10 protein-coding genes, 1 tRNA gene and 1 pseudogene are annotated in these 14207 nt (G+C 54.5%); 6 read left to right on the plus strand and 6 right to left on the minus strand.

Translation table 11 applies throughout. From position 1 onward, the window contains the following. Nucleotides 1–902, minus strand: a pseudogene (locus Q1Y74_RS10390) (AAA family ATPase); the annotation flags it as partial. Nucleotides 903–1111: 209 nt separating this feature from the next. Here Q1Y74_RS10390 and Q1Y74_RS10395 point away from each other — a divergent pair. After that, complete coding sequence (locus Q1Y74_RS10395; RefSeq protein ID WP_300814229.1) at nt 1112–1930, plus strand: EFR1 family ferrodoxin; 819 nt, start codon at nt 1112–1114, stop codon at nt 1928–1930. Between the two features lie 435 nt (nt 1931–2365). Here the strand turns inward: Q1Y74_RS10395 and Q1Y74_RS10400 are convergent, their stop codons facing one another. The 3 genes from Q1Y74_RS10400 to Q1Y74_RS10410 form a co-directional block, all read right to left on the minus strand. Next, nucleotides 2366–3451, minus strand: coding sequence for a choloylglycine hydrolase family protein (locus tag Q1Y74_RS10400; RefSeq protein WP_300814230.1), 1086 nt, complete (start codon nt 3449–3451; stop codon nt 2366–2368). 201 nt (nt 3452–3652) lie between these two features. After that, entirely contained in the window at nt 3653–4606 is a 954-nt protein-coding gene (locus Q1Y74_RS10405; protein ID WP_300814232.1) for a glycosyltransferase family 2 protein, read from the minus strand. A 64-nt stretch (nt 4607–4670) separates the two neighbouring features. After that, the gene (locus tag Q1Y74_RS10410) at nt 4671–5090 is read right to left on the minus strand and encodes a GtrA family protein (protein WP_300814234.1); all 420 of its coding nucleotides are present in this window, start codon (nt 5088–5090) and stop codon (nt 4671–4673) included. Between the two features lie 96 nt (nt 5091–5186). Here Q1Y74_RS10410 and Q1Y74_RS10415 point away from each other — a divergent pair, with 96 nt between their 5' ends. The 3 genes from Q1Y74_RS10415 (at nt 5187) to Q1Y74_RS10425 (ending at nt 10335) form a co-directional block, all read left to right on the plus strand. Then, entirely contained in the window at nt 5187–6914 is a 1728-nt protein-coding gene (locus Q1Y74_RS10415) for a glycosyltransferase family 39 protein (protein ID WP_300814235.1), read from the plus strand. A 6-nt stretch (nt 6915–6920) separates the two neighbouring features. Continuing rightward, the gene (locus Q1Y74_RS10420; RefSeq protein WP_300814237.1) at nt 6921–7457 is read left to right on the plus strand and encodes an HD domain-containing protein; all 537 of its coding nucleotides are present in this window, start codon (nt 6921–6923) and stop codon (nt 7455–7457) included. 79 nt (nt 7458–7536) lie between these two features. Then, nucleotides 7537–10335 carry a putative LPS assembly protein LptD gene (locus tag Q1Y74_RS10425; protein WP_300814239.1) on the plus strand — a complete coding sequence of 933 codons (2799 nt, stop codon included), beginning with the start codon at nt 7537–7539 and terminating at the stop codon, nt 10333–10335. 95 nt (nt 10336–10430) lie between these two features. On the opposite strand, the gene ung is transcribed toward Q1Y74_RS10425, so the two are convergent. Beyond that, nucleotides 10431–11093, minus strand: a complete 663-nt coding sequence (gene ung, locus Q1Y74_RS10430; protein WP_300814240.1) for a uracil-DNA glycosylase — start codon at nt 11091–11093, stop codon at nt 10431–10433. A gap of 234 nt (nt 11094–11327) precedes the next feature. Continuing rightward, nucleotides 11328–12365, minus strand: coding sequence for an aspartate--ammonia ligase (gene asnA, locus Q1Y74_RS10435; protein ID WP_300814242.1), 1038 nt, complete (start codon nt 12363–12365; stop codon nt 11328–11330). A 301-nt stretch (nt 12366–12666) separates the two neighbouring features. Between asnA and Q1Y74_RS10440 the strand changes: the two genes are divergently transcribed. Together Q1Y74_RS10440 and Q1Y74_RS10445 are read left to right on the plus strand one after the other, a co-directional pair. Beyond that, nucleotides 12667–12739: transfer RNA gene (locus tag Q1Y74_RS10440), tRNA-Arg, on the plus strand. 566 nt (nt 12740–13305) lie between these two features. Next, nucleotides 13306–14088, plus strand: a complete 783-nt coding sequence (locus Q1Y74_RS10445) for a hypothetical protein (RefSeq protein WP_300814244.1) — start codon at nt 13306–13308, stop codon at nt 14086–14088. The last annotated feature ends 119 nt before the right edge of the window (nt 14089–14207 follow it).

The raw sequence follows: 14207 nt of genomic DNA on the forward strand, positions 1-14207 counted from the left end.
CGGTCAGGTGGTGCAGGTCGTACTTGCTGCGCTGGAGCAGCTCCACGAGGAAGGTAGGTGTGCCCGTCTCGAACCAGTAGCTGCCGAACTTCATCTCGGACAGCGTACTGAGCAGGCTGAACGGGTTGTAGATGTCTTCCGTATTCTCGGCGAAGTGATAACCGTCGTACCATTCTTTCAGTGTCTGCCTGACTTCGGTCTCACCCAGCCCGTTGGCATCGGCCAAATGCCGAATGCCTTCCTCCAAGTCCCGGTAAAGTTCGTGTTCCGTGATGCCGCAGATATTGGCAAAGCGGTTGGACAGGGAAATGTCCATCAGATTGTTCAAGTCGCTGAACACGCTGACCTTGCTGAACTTCGTCACGCCCGTCCGCCCCGTAGAAGGCTTTCAGCGTGTTACGGTAGTCGGTGAGCAGCGGCTCGTTGCCGATGGCCTGGAGCATGGGCTTGTCATACTCGTCCACCAGCACCACCACCTGCTGCCCCGTTTTCTCCGCCGCGCGGCGGATGACGCCGTTGAAGCGGCGGGCCACGCCGATTTCGCTGTCCGATGCGCCGTAGAGGTCTTCCCAGTACTTCAGGTTCTCCTCCAGCACGTTGGTCAGCGCCTCGGGTGTGTCATATTTCTGCGTGTTCAGGTCGAGGTGCAACACGGGGTGCACTGCCCATTCCTTCTCCAGCTTCTCCATGGCAAGTCCCCGGAAGAGTTCCTTCTTTCCCAGGAAATAGGCTTCCAGCGTGGAGATGAGCAGACTCTTGCCGAAACGGCGGGGACGGCTCAGAGAGTAGTATTTGCCTGTTTTCACTAACTGGTAAATCAAGTCGGTCTTGTCCACATAGCAATAACCGCCCTTGCGTATTACTTCAAAACTCTGTATGCCTACCGGATAAATCTTGCTCATGGCTTGTGGGTTATCGGTTATTCTTCTGCAAAAATAACAAAAGTAAGAAGCAACGGACCCAATCCGGCTGAGTTTTTTGCCGCTGCGTGGCCGATACCGCCTTTTTTCGGGTGAAGTCCGGCGGAGGATGCGGATTAATCCCTAATTTTGTCCGCAGAAACGGCCCCGGGCGCTGAACGGTCGGGGTGGCTTGTTGTTATGGAAAGCGTATGATACTCTATTTTACAGCTACAGGAAACAGCCGCTATGCGGCGGAGCTGCTGGCCCGCGAGCTGGGCGGGCAGCGGATGATGGATTTGCGTCCGCACCTGAAGGCGGGCGCCGGACGGCTGTCGGTGACCCTCGCCGAGGGCGAACCGTTGTGTTTCGTCTTCCCCGTGCATTCGTGGGGCCTGCCCAAATACCTGGCCGAAGTGCTGGAGACGATGGACGTGCAGGGCTACGTGCCCGGCCGGAACTACGTCGGCCTGCTGGCCACCTGCGGCGACGACGTGGGCCGCCTCTACGCCCTGTGGCGTCGGGTGGTGAAGAAGGCGGGCCTGCGGGCCGATGCGGCCTATACGGTGGCCATGCCCAACACGTACGTCCTCTTCCCCGGTTTCGACGTAGATCCGGCCGACGTGCGCGACCGCAAGCTGGCGGAGGCGCCGGCGGCCGTCAGGCAGATTGCGGAGCAGATGCGGGCGGGGGCCAAAGGCGACTTCACCTGCCGCGGCAGCATGCCGGGGCTGAAGAGCCGCCTGGTCTACCCCTTGTTCCTGCGCTATGCCACCGACGACAGCCCCTTCAGGGCCGATGCCGATGTCTGCACCGGGTGCGGACGGTGTGTGGAGGCGTGTCCCGTGGGCAACATCGCCCTGACCGAACCCCATCCCCTGCGGGAGGGCAGGCACATGCCGGCGTGGCACGGGCGGTGCCAGACGTGCCTGGCCTGTTACCACTCTTGCCCCGTCCACGCCATTGCCTACGGCCGCAGGACGAAGGGCAAGGGCGTTTATACCTGTCCGCACGCAGAAGGACGGCCTTAGGCGGCCGCCGGAAGAGCGGCGAGGCATGCAGGCAGCGCGGACAAGCCTGTGAATAAGAAACGGAAAGGTGCCCCCTCGGACGGTCGAGGGCGGCACCTTTCGCGGTCTAAGGCGCTGCCTTGGCGGGGCTGAGGCGGCACTTTAGGGTGTACAAGTCCGTGCCTTTGTCCCAATTAAAAGCCTTTCATTCGCAAATTAAAAGCCTTTCATTCGCAAATTAAAAGCCTTTTATTTACCAATTAAAAGGCTTTCATTTATCTATTAAAAGGCTTTTAATTTTCAGAAGAAAGCCTTTTAATGCTGTCAAAGGTAGCGCTTCGGTCCGTCAAAGGTGGCGGCAGAGACCAAAAAAGGTGGCACCTTGGGCTGGCCAAGGTGCCACCAGGGACGGGTAAGTCGCGGGAGCGTATGGGGGATGCGTCGGTACGTAGGCCGTTACCGGATGGTGAGCGCCTCTACGGGCTGCTGCTTGCGGGTGTCCAGCGGCACGGCACGATAGCGCACCTTGGCGAAGTCGATGGTGCGCAGGTCGATGCTGCGGATGGCGCTGTTGTACATGGTGCGGAAGTAGATGGTGCGGTTCTTCATGTCCGTGGCCGAGGTCCATTGCGTGGCGCTGGGTATGTCGGTGACGGGCTGTCCGGCCGCGAACTCGATGCCGATGGGGATGTCGAAGTTGTTCAGTATCTGAAATCCCTGGAGCACGGTTTGCAGGGCCGTGGCCTGCTTGGGTGCCGTGGCCTGGTAGAAGGCGGCCCGCACGAAGCGCGAGGGCGGGGTGACGTCGCCCGGTATGCCCAGAAAGCCGGTGCCCGCGCCGAAGGAGTTCAGGCGGATGTCGCCCAGTTCCTGCGCAGGGGCGTTGCCGGGGACGAGGTTGACGTAGTTGTTCAGGTTGGTGAGCTGCCACTCAAAGCCGGGCGAGTTGGTCAGCACGCCCAGGTGGTCTTCGTAGAAGCGGGGAGTGCCGTCTATGACTTCGAGCACCACCTGCCGGCCCGAGGGGTCGGTGAAGCGCCAGTGTACGGTAGATGCCCGCGGGTCTATGCTGACAATGCGCACGCGGCCGACGGCTTCCTGCACCTCGTCTACCGTGCTGCATTCGCCCAGTATCCAGGCCACCAGTTGCAGGTCGGCAATGCTCTTGTCCTTTTGGGCGGCGTCGAAGCCGGCGTATTTGCCGTACTGGGGAAAGTAGAACAGCCCGGCGGACAGTCCGGCCTCGTTCACACCCTCGGCCACAAATTCCTTTTGCTCCACGGCCAGTCCCACGTAGCCGTGGCGGGCCTTGAACACCATGCCGTCCACTCCGCCGGGGGTGTACGACTGCTGTGTGTATCCGCGGGGGACGACGACGTACTGGCTGTTGAGGTCGCTGCCGCCCCATTCGATGGTGCGGGCCACGATGGTGGTGTTGTCCTTGCTCTTGAGGGTGATGCCTGTGCAGGCGCTTGCCGGCGGCACGGACAGGGAAAGGCTCCCTGTGGCCAGGGCTGTGGTCAGAATGGTTTTCAGTTTCATGCTTCTTATTCGTTTAGCTGTTAGTAAGGAATCCGCAAGCCGGTTGTGGGCCGTTGGGGGTAGCGGCAGGTTTTCCGGAAGCGAGATTCGACTTCCGGCTGGCTTCCTTTCCATGTCAGACTCTTTGTGCAGCTTCCTGCCCTGTGCCGTGGCATGCGGATTGTGTAATAAACAATCTGCGGCGCAATATGTTCGGACGGCTTAGCGCAGCAGGGTCTCGGCCGTGTTGTAGCGGGGCCTGCCCTTGACTTCGATGTAGATTTTCCCGATGTATTCGCCCACGATGCCCAGGGCTATGAGGATGATGCCGCCAACCAGCCAGAGTGAAATCATCAGCGAGGACCATCCGGGCACGGTGTTGTGCAGAAAGTAGGCGTGCAGGGTCCAGGCGGTGACGCAGAGGGCTACCAGTATGAAGATGCAGCCCAGCCAGAAAATCATGCGCACGGGTTTCACGGAGAAGGAGGTGATGCCGTCAATGGCGAAGTTGAGCATCTTCTTCAAGGGGTACTTGGACTCGCCGGCCAGCCGCTTGGAACGGTTGTAGTAGACGCAGGCCGTCTGATAACCGATGAGGGGTACCAGGCCCCGCAGAAAGAGGTTGCGTTCGTGGAAGCGGGACAGGTGCTCCAGGGCGCGCCGGCTCATCAGCCGGTAGTCGGCATGGTTGTAGATGGTCTTCACGCCCATGAGGCCCATCAGGCGGTAGAAGGCCTGTGCGGTGCTCCGTTTGAAGAAGGTGTCGGTCTTGCGCTCCTTGCGCACGCCGTACACGATGTCGCACCCCTCCCGGTAGCGCTCCACCATTTCGGGGATGACCTCGATGTCGTCCTGCAGGTCGGCGTCGATGGAGATGGCTATGTCGCAATGTTCCTTGGCCAGTTCGAGTCCGGCCATCAGGGCATTCTGGTGGCCCACGTTGCCTGCCAGGTTCAGTCCGCAGGCGTAGGCGGAATGGTAATACAAGTCTTGGATGATGGGCCAGGTCTGGTCGGTGCTGCCGTCGTTCACGTAGAGGATGTAGCTGTCGGGGGCTATCCGTTGTTCCTTTATCATGCGTTCCGTCAGCTGGCTCAGTCGGCGGTGGGTCTCGTGCAGTACGGCTTCTTCCTTGTAGCAGGGTACGACAATGGCAAGGCGGGGCAATTCGTTCATGGTCTATAAGGTTTATGTGACAATCCGTCTGCAATATTCGCAAGAAAACGCGAGATTCGCAAATTTATCCCTTCCGCTTTTGCTCCTGCCGGCCGTTTTTCGTTTCCTTCTGCTTGAAAACGAACCTCACGAGCAGGAAATTGACGGGGATGGCGATGGCGAATACCGGAACGGGGGCCAGCGGCTTGGACAGGCCCAGCCACAGGAAGAGGTTCAGCAGCCCCATGTGCAGCAGGTAGTTGACCAGGTGGGCGCCGCCGAATCCGAAGGCTCTCCGCCACGAGGGCTTGGCGCGGAAGGTGAAGTAGGCGGTCAGGTAGAAGTTGGCAAGGAAGCTGAGCGCATAGCCCGCCGTATAGGCCACGTTGACGTTGACCAGGCGTTGCAGCACATAGTATATCCCATAGTGCAGGGCTGTGGCAAAAACGCCCACCGCCACGAAGCGCACGAACTCCAAGAGTTGATTCCGTTGTTTTCCGTCCATATTTCGACCGTTGCTACCATTCGAAAGGCCAAAGTTAGGGATAGTTTCAGAATAATTCGTACTTTTGTCGCGAAAAACGTAAAAACAGAAAAGAATATGTCGGACAGAAAGAAAGCGTTCTGGTTTGTGGCACTGCTGAGTGTGCTGGTGATAGTCCCGTTTTTGGGCGAAACAATCTTCTATTCCAAAGGAGAACCACGGGAAGCCATTGTGGCGGTGTCCATGCTGGAAAGCGGCAACTGGATACTGCCGGTGAACTACGGCACGGACATCGCCTACAAGCCTCCTTTCCTTTATTGGACCATTGCGGCCCTCTCTTCCGTGACGGGTGGCGTGACGGAGTTCACCTCGCGTCTGCCGTCTGCGCTGGCTTTCCTGGCCATGCAGTTCGTGTTCTTCCTGTTCGTGTCCAGGCGCAAGGACGTCAAGACGGCCGTGCTGGCCTCGCTGCTGTTGCTCACTTCGTTCGAGGTACACCGTGCCGCCGTGGCCTGCCGCATCGACATGATGCAGGTGTCGCTGATAGTCATCTCACTCTGTCTGCTGTTCCGTTGGGACGAGAAGGGCAGCAAGGGAATTCCCTGGCTGGCCGTGCTGCTCATGGCCTGCGCCACGCTGACCAAAGGCCCGGTAGGCTCCATCTTCCCCTGTACGTGCATCGGCATCTACCAGCTGCTGCGCGGACGCTCGTTCTTCAAGACTTTCTTCTCATTGCTGGTCATCGGTCTGCTCACGCTGATACCGATGGGCGTCTGGTGCTATGCGGCCTACTTGCAGGAGCAGGGCGGCCAGGCATTCGTCGACCTGATGCTGGAGGAGAACACCGGCCGCTTTGCAGGTACCATGTCCTACGAATCGCACTACAATCCCGTCTGGTATAACTTCCTCACCGTCATCTGGGGCTGGATTCCCTGGACGCTGGTGCTGGTGATTTCGCTCTTCGGCCTGAAGTGGCGCAACGTGTCTCTGCTTCCGGCAGGGCCGACGTGGGGCGCCCGCATCAAGGCGGCCTGGGCCAAGTTCCGGGCACTGCCTCCGCTGAAGCTGTTCACCTGGGTGGTGATTCTGTTCATTTTCATCTTCTACTGCATCCCCAAGAGCAAGCGCAGTGTGTATCTGCTTCCCATCTATCCTTTCATGGCCCTGCTGATTGCAGAGTATTTGTTTGCACAGGTGCAGCGCGGGGCGAAGGTGTTCAGAATATCGGCTGCCATCTTTGCGTCGCTCTGCTTTCTGCTGACTCTTGTGTTCATTGCCGTGCGTTGCGGACTGGTGCCCGACAGCGTGTGGGGCACGGGGCGTCATGCAGCCGAGAACATTGCCTTCACCAATGCACTGGAGACCGTAGACCTTTCCGTGGGCAAGTGGCTGATTGTGGCGTTGCCCGTCGTGGCCGGCTTGTGTACCTTCCGTGCTTTGTCCAGAAAGGCAGATGCCCGAGTGCTGCTCTACGCCACAGCGGGCTGTATGCTCTGCCTGTTTGTCTCGCTGGACGGGGTCTATCAGCCCACGGTACTGGCGCAGAAGTCGGACAAGCGACTGGCTGCCTGCTTCAACGAATATGCTCCCGAAGGCCCCTTCTACTCCTATACCGACCGCATGATTCGTTTCTACGGTGCCAACTACTACCTGAACGACCGCATGCGTAACTTCTCGTTGGAGAATCCCGAAGGCGAGGGGTATGTGGCCCTGTCAGTAAAGGTGAAGGACGAATTCCTCGGCCGTTATTCGGACACTTACCAGCTGGAGGAAGTCTATCAAACGCCTTACCGCAGTTGCGACCTGCGCAGTGAGGTGCTTATCTATAAGTTCAGAAAAAAGTGAAGCGATATGTCACCTGTTTCATTGATTGACAAATACTATCCGAAGGCCGACGAGCTGAAACACATCCTGCTGACCCACAGCCGTTCGGTGGCCGACAAGGCCTTGTGGATTGCCGACAGACATCCCGAGCTGGGACTGGACAGGGATTTTCTCTATGAGGCCGCCATGCTGCACGACATCGGTATTTTCCTTACAGATGCCTCCGGCATTTATTGCTTTGGCGAGCATCCTTATATCTGTCACGGCTATCTGGGTGCTGACCTGGTACGTGCCGAAGGCTTTCCCCGCCATGCACTGGTGTGTGAACGGCATACCGGCGCCGGGCTTTCGCTGGAGCAGATAGTGGAGCAGGACCTGCCCGTTCCCCATCGCGAAATGCTTCCGGTCAGTCTGGAGGAGCAGGTCATCTGCTTTGCCGACAAGTTTTTTTCAAAGACTCACCTGGATGCCGAGAAGAGTGTAGAGAAGGCTCGCAAGAGCCTCCAACGCTATGGAGAGGCCGGATTGAGGCGTTTTGACGGGTGGTGCGAGCGCTTCTTGTAGTATCTAAATTTCTTTAAAAAGGAAGATTATCCGTATAAAATACGTACTTTTGCCCCTTCAAGCGGAAATCAATAAGTTAATGACGCCATTGAAATCGAAAATATTCATACCAATTATATTATTGTTGGTCTTGCTTTCCTTGTGCAGCGAGGCTGCTTCCCAGCGTCGGGGAAGGAGTATGCTGCCTCTTGCAGGCAGGTCGGGAGATACCCTGCAGTCTGGCGACACCATTCGGGCTGACTCGTTGGCTATCGATGTAGAGGTGGCGGATACTTTACAGGCTGATACGGCAGCTCCAAAGAAAAAAGAAGGATTGGATGCGCCTGTCACTTACGAGGCCACGGATTCCATCGTGTTTACCCAAAGCGGATTTGCCCATCTTTACGGGCAGGGTAAGGTGGTGTATCAGCAGAGCAGCAAGCCTATTGAACTGACAGCCGATGTCATAACCATGAATATGGACAGCAGTACGGTCTATGCCCACGGTGTAGAAGATTCATTGGGCAACGTGAAAGGCATGCCGGTGTTCAAGGATGGCGAAACCCCTTACGAAACCAATACCATCCGCTATAACTTCAAGAGTAAGAAGGGAGTTATCAGTAACGTGGTGACCCAGCAGGGCGAGGGATACGTGATTGGACACAATGCCAAGAAGGGCACCAACGACGAACTCTACATGAAGACGGGTCAGTATACCACTTGCGACAATCACGAACATCCGCACTTCTATATGCAGATGACTTATGCCAAAGTGCGTCCCAAGAAGAACGTTGTGACCGGTCCTGCCTATCTGGTGGTGGAGGACGTTCCCTTGCCGCTGGCTGTACCGTTCTTCTTCTTCCCCTTTTCCAGCAGTTATCAGTCGGGTTTCATCATGCCTTCCTACATGGACGACTCCAATCGCGGCTTCGGTCTGACGGATGGCGGTTACTATTTTGCCATCAGCGACCAGATGGACCTGAAACTACGCGGCGACATCTTCACAAAAGGTTCGTGGGCACTGAACGCAGAGACCAACTACATCAAACGCTACAAATATTCGGGCCTTCTGCAGGCCAGCTATCAGGTGACCAAGACGGGCGACAAGGGCCTGCCAGACTATTCGGTGGCCAAGGACTTCAAGATCGTCTGGTCTCACCGTCAGGATGCCAAGGCCAATCCGAACCAAACGTTCTCCGCCAGTGTGAACTTTGCCACCAGTAGCTATGAGCGCACCAACATCAACAACCTGTACAACTCGCAGGCCATGTCGCAGAACACCAAGACTTCCAGTATCAGTTACACGCGCTACCTGTTTGACAAGAAACTGACCATTTCGGCTACCTCCAACATTGCGCAGAGCATGAAGGACTCGTCCATCAACATGACTCTGCCCGACCTGAACATCTCGCTGACGACCCTCTTCCCCTTCAAGCGGAAAAAGGCCGTGGGTGATGAAAAGTGGTATGAGAAGATTTCGGTACGTTATACCGGACGCTTCAAGAACAGCATTCAGACCAAAGACAACATGCTGTTCAAGTCCAATCTGATTAGGGACTGGGAGAACGGCATGCAGCACGAGATTCCTGTCAGCGCCACCTTTACCCTGTTCAAGTACTTCAACGTAACGCCGAGCGTCAACTACACCGAACGTTGGTACACCCGCAAGGTGATGAAGGATTGGGACCCCACGGCGGGTACCAGCGGGCAGGAGGTGAATACGGATACCATCTACGGTTTCCACCGTGTGTATAACTACAATGCCAGCCTGAGCGCCAACACCAAGATTTACGGTATGTACAAGCCGCTCTTCTTCCCGAAGAAGGCTATACAGATACGTCATGTCATCACGCCCTCTATCAGCTTCAGTGCCGCACCAGACTTCGGCTCTTCCCGTTACGGCTATTGGGAAAGCTATACGAAGCCTAACTCCAGCGGCTCTATCGATACGGTTTATTATTCCCCTTATGCCGGACAGGCCTTCAGCCCTCCCAGCCGAGGACGCTCGGGCAATATCTCTTTCAGTATTTCCAACAACTTGGAAATGAAGTATAAGGATAAAAATGACTCTATTCGCAAGATAAGTCTGATTGACGAACTGGGTGCCTCCATTTCCTACAACACGGCGGCCACCGTACAACCTTGGAGTGACTTGAATATGAATCTACGTCTGAAGTTGAGCAAAAACTATACGTTCAGTATGAGTTCCAGCTTTGCGACCTATGCCTATACTTTTGATAAGAACGGTAATGTAGTCAGAGGTAACCGGACAGAGTGGTCTTACGGGCGCTTCGGCCGTTTTCAAGGGTACGGTACCTCCTTCAGTTACACGCTGAACAACGATACTTGGAACAAAATCAGGGCTCTGTTTACGGGTGAGAAACTGGATGATGAAAAGGACAAAAACGGAACAGACAACGATGGAGGAGAGGATGCTGAGGCTACGGCAGACTCGTCCGATCCGAATGGGACGAATAAGAAAAAGAAAGAAAAAGCTGCCGTGGACGAGGATGGCTACCAGGCGTTCAAAATGCCATGGTCCATTAATTTAAGTACAGGTTTCAATATCAGCGAAGATACCAGTAAGCCCATTAATCGCGAGACTATGCGTTATCCTTACAAGTTCAGCCTGAACGCTCTGAACATTAACGGAAACATCAAGATTTCCAACAAATGGGCCATTAGTTTCAACTCTGGTTACGACTTCAATGCCAAGGAGATTACGCAGACAGCTTTCAACGTGACGCGCGACCTGCACTGTTTCACCATTCAGGCAGCCATTTCACCCTTCGGACAGTGGAAATATTATAACTTCACCATCCGCGCCACCGCGCAAATCCTGCAAGACTTGAAGTGGGAGCAGCGTAGCCAGACGCAAAGCAACATCCAATGGTATTGATGGGGAAATGAATTTTTGGAAAAAGGAAAATGGAAAGCCGAGAGCAGAAAACTACCGACTTTCCATTTTCTTTTTTTCATCTGTTATTGTTCTGCCTACCAGACTATCTCCGTCTCTCCGTGTTCCCTCAGGTATTCGTTGGTCTTGCTGAAATGTCTGTTGCCGAAGAAGCCGTTGTAGGCCGAGAGAGGCGACGGGTGGGCCGAGGCCAGCACCAAGTGCCGGTTGCGGTCTATAAAGGCTCCTTTACGCTGGGCGTATGCTCCCCAAAGGATGAACACCAAGTGCTCACGCTCTTCGGCCAGTGTACGGATGGCGGCGTCGGTGAATGTCTCCCAACCACGGTTCTGGTGCGAACCGGCCTGATGGGCACGGACGGTTAGGGTAGCGTTGAGCAGCAGTACGCCCTGTTGCGCCCAGCGGGTCAGGTTGCCGCTGGGGGGCGTATCGGTGCCTATGTCGTTCTTTATCTCCTTGAAGATGTTCACCAGCGAGGGTGGGAAGGGGATGCCGTCGTTTACCGAGAAGCATAGCCCGTGAGCCTGACCGGGGCCGTGGTAAGGGTCCTGCCCGATGATGACTACCTTCACGCGGTCGAAGGGGCAGAGGTTGAAGGCATTGAATATCAGTCTTCCGGGCGGATAGACTGTGGTCGTGGCGTATTCGTTGCGTACGAAATCGGTCAGGGTGCGGAAGTATTCTTTGTCGAACTCGGGTTGCAGGCGTGCTTTCCAGCTTTCTTCTATCTGAACATCCATAAGCTATTATTTATTGGGTAGGGTTATGTAAATAGGCCGTTTGGCTTGCTAAAGTACGAATAATCCTGCAAAACACCGGCCGTGCGGACATAAAAATGTCAGTTGGGTTATAGGTATTCTTCATTCTTATCAGGCTTTTATGCTGAAACAGGCAGGCACGTTTCTATGCTGAAAGTGCCTGCCTGTTTTCATATCAGTGTCTTATTCCTGATGCCCATCGTTGCTGCGCCGGCCTCAAATCAGGTGGATGTTGTGCTCCATGCACTCCTTGCGCATCTCTTCGGGCCAGATGCTGGCCTGAATTTCGCCGATGTGTGCCTTGCGCAGGTAGAACATGCACAGACGCGACTGGCCGATGCCTCCGCCGATGGAAAGCGGAAGCGTGTCGTTCATCAGCCGTTTGTGGAAGTAGAGTTCCAGCCGACGTTCCTCGCCTTCCTCCTTCAACTGTTGTTGCAGTGCCTTCTTGTCCACACGGATGCCCATGGATGAAAGTTCGATGCTGCGTTGCAGAATGTCGTCCCACAGCACAAGGTCGCCGTTCAGGCCGGGCAGGTCGTTCAGACCGGGGGTGGTGTAGTCATCATAGTCGGGGGCGCGTCCGTCGTGTTTCTTGCCGTCGCCCAGTTTGCATCCGATGCCGATGATGAATACGGCCCCGAACTTCTTGGTGATGGCATGCTCCCTGCCCTTGGAATCCAAGTCGGGATAGAGGCGACGGAGCTCTTCGGCATGGATGAAGTGCAGCTCCTGAGGGAGGGCGGGCTTGATTTGCGGATACATTTCGTAGACCATGTATTCGGTCCGTATCATGGCTGCGTAGATGCGTCTTACTATCTGTTTGAGGAAGTCTACGTTGCGGTCTTCGGCAGTGATGACGCGCTCCCAGTCCCACTGGTCCACATAGAGCGAGTGCAGGTTGCCCAGTTCCTCGTCGGCGCGGATGGCGTTCATGTCGGTATAGATGCCGTATCCGGGTTCAATGTGATACTCGGCCAGGGTCAGTCGTTTCCATTTGGCCAATGAATGCACTACTTCCGCTTGCGCGTCGCCCAGGTCCTTGATGGGGAATGAGACGGCCCGCTCCACTCCGTTGAGGTCGTCATTGATACCCATGCCCTTCAGCACAAAAAGAGGGGCGGTGACGCGTCGCAGGCGCAACTCGGACGAGAGGTTCATCTGGAAGAAGTCTTTAATCTGCTTGATGCCAAGCTCTGTCTGCTTCAAATCCAGCAGGGGTTTGTACCCTTCAGGTTTTATCAGGTAACTCATAAAGGTTTTAGATTATCAATCGTTTTGTTAATTTGCTCGGCAAAGATAGAAATAATATTGATACGTGCTCCTTCTTTGCTGTAAAAAATAACAAATTGTTTTATTAATAGCTTTGTTTGTTTTCAAAATAACAGATTTGTTTTGTGCATTTCGCCGCTGGCTGTCCCTTGGGCTGAGTATGGATTTTCTTTCGTGGGGGTATTCTTGGAACAGAGCTGTAGGTAAAACGATGTTTTGGAGGAAAAAAAAGGATTTTGTTAGGAGAATGAATAGATTTTTTATACTTTTGCAGCCACATAAAGGCTCCGTAGCTTAGTGAATAGAGCGTCAGATTCCGGTTCTGAAGGTCCTGGGTTTGAGTCCCAGCGGGGTCACTTGACAGATAAGTAAGAGGATGCGTCCGGATGCGGGCGCATCCTCTGTTTATAATAATTCGCTCCTGGCCCGTTATCATGGGGCATCGCAAACGTTATCATCAGTCAACGCAAACGTTATCATCGGTTATCGCAAACGTTACCATCAGGCAACGTGTATTTTCCCCTTCAATGATTCGTCCAATTATAGCGGCGTATTTCGAGGGCAGAAGCTGATAACATCCGGTTCCTGCGGGACTATATGCCTCGTTGGGATACTTGAGTTATATAACTTCTTAATTTCCTGTGAAATATTAAATCTGAAACTTAAGTAAAAACTTGTGTTTCTCTCCCCCCCTATACGCAGTCTTCCATCTGAACATCCAACCGTAGCCTCTGGATGAGACGCAAAATTTTGCACGGCTGTCCCAAGAAATAATTAACATATCTCTGTAATGTTCTAATATACAAATATATGAGTATATAATTCTTTGTCGGAGGATTTTAAAATTAAAAATCAGTTGCTATATTGACAGCAATAACAAAAAGTAGGGCTGCCGGCCAACGGGCCGGTCGATACGATTCAAGTGGAGAAAGACTACAACCTGTTCCTCCAGGCCTACGAAGACTCGTTGCGCCGCCTGGGCATTGACGAGAAGATACACCACCTGGACGAGGTGGAAGTGAAAGCTCGCAAGCGCGACAAGGCCAGCGATGTCTTTCAGGCCCGTACCAAGTCCCTAGCCTACTACGACGTGGCTTCAGAGATGGACGACATCCAGGATCGGAACGGTTTCATCGGCGACGATATCCACGAACTGATGAGGAACATGAATCCCAATTTTTATACGCAGTTCAGCCCATCGGGCGAGGAGTATTTGTTCTACAAAGGCAGGTTTGCTCTGTTTGTCATTGACTATGAGCGGACGCTCCACGAGGAATTGGACTTCAATAAGTACCGTAATCTGACGTTGGAGTCTATTAAGTCTATTTACATTAGCGAAGATGTGGGAACCATGTGCCGCTATGCCGACCCGAGGTTTACACCGATGAACATTGATAAACTGTATGGCTGTGCTGTATTGATTGAAACGAAACCTGAGGGAGAGGTATCGGTCAAGGGAGGAAAAGGTGTGCGCAAGACGTGGCTCGAAGGCTATAGTAAGGTGAAGGAATTCTATTCGCCGGACTATCGGGTGCTACCCCATGAGGATGATTATCGCCGGACACTGTACTGGCAGCCGGAGTTGATGACCGATGAACAGGGACGTGCCACGGTACGCTTCTACAGCAACAGCCGTTGCCGTCGTCTGCGTATATCGGTGAATACACTGGATGCTGCCGGACGTATAGGAGTACTTGAGCGTTGATATCGTCAGAATAGGCATTTGAACAACACTTGCACGGCTCGTGAACGACACTTGTACGGCTCGTGAGCCACACAAGTGTTTCAGAAATGTAATGCAAGTGTTGCTCGCGCGGGTAGGGA

This window comes from uncultured Bacteroides sp., assembly GCF_949298305.1.
GTDB lineage: Bacteria > Bacteroidota > Bacteroidia > Bacteroidales > Bacteroidaceae > Bacteroides.

Bases quoted from the DNA above. Each gene is read 5' to 3' on its own strand.
- Q1Y74_RS10410 (WP_300814234.1), bottom strand. From the start codon at position 5,090: ATGGACGGAAAACAACGGAATCAACTCTTGGAGTTCGTGCGCTTCGTG.
- ung (WP_300814240.1), bottom strand. From the start codon at position 11,093: ATGGATGTTCAGATAGAAGAAAGCTGGAAAGCACGCCTGCAACCCGAG.
- Q1Y74_RS10425 (WP_300814239.1), top strand. From the start codon at position 7,537: ATGACGCCATTGAAATCGAAAATATTCATACCAATTATATTATTGTTG.
- Q1Y74_RS10400 (WP_300814230.1), bottom strand. From the start codon at position 3,451: ATGAAACTGAAAACCATTCTGACCACAGCCCTGGCCACAGGGAGCCTT.
- Q1Y74_RS10415 (WP_300814235.1), top strand. From the start codon at position 5,187: ATGTCGGACAGAAAGAAAGCGTTCTGGTTTGTGGCACTGCTGAGTGTG.
- Q1Y74_RS10420 (WP_300814237.1), top strand. From the start codon at position 6,921: ATGTCACCTGTTTCATTGATTGACAAATACTATCCGAAGGCCGACGAG.
- asnA (WP_300814242.1), bottom strand. From the start codon at position 12,365: ATGAGTTACCTGATAAAACCTGAAGGGTACAAACCCCTGCTGGATTTG.
- Q1Y74_RS10405 (WP_300814232.1), bottom strand. From the start codon at position 4,606: ATGAACGAATTGCCCCGCCTTGCCATTGTCGTACCCTGCTACAAGGAA.
- Q1Y74_RS10395 (WP_300814229.1), top strand. From the start codon at position 1,112: ATGATACTCTATTTTACAGCTACAGGAAACAGCCGCTATGCGGCGGAG.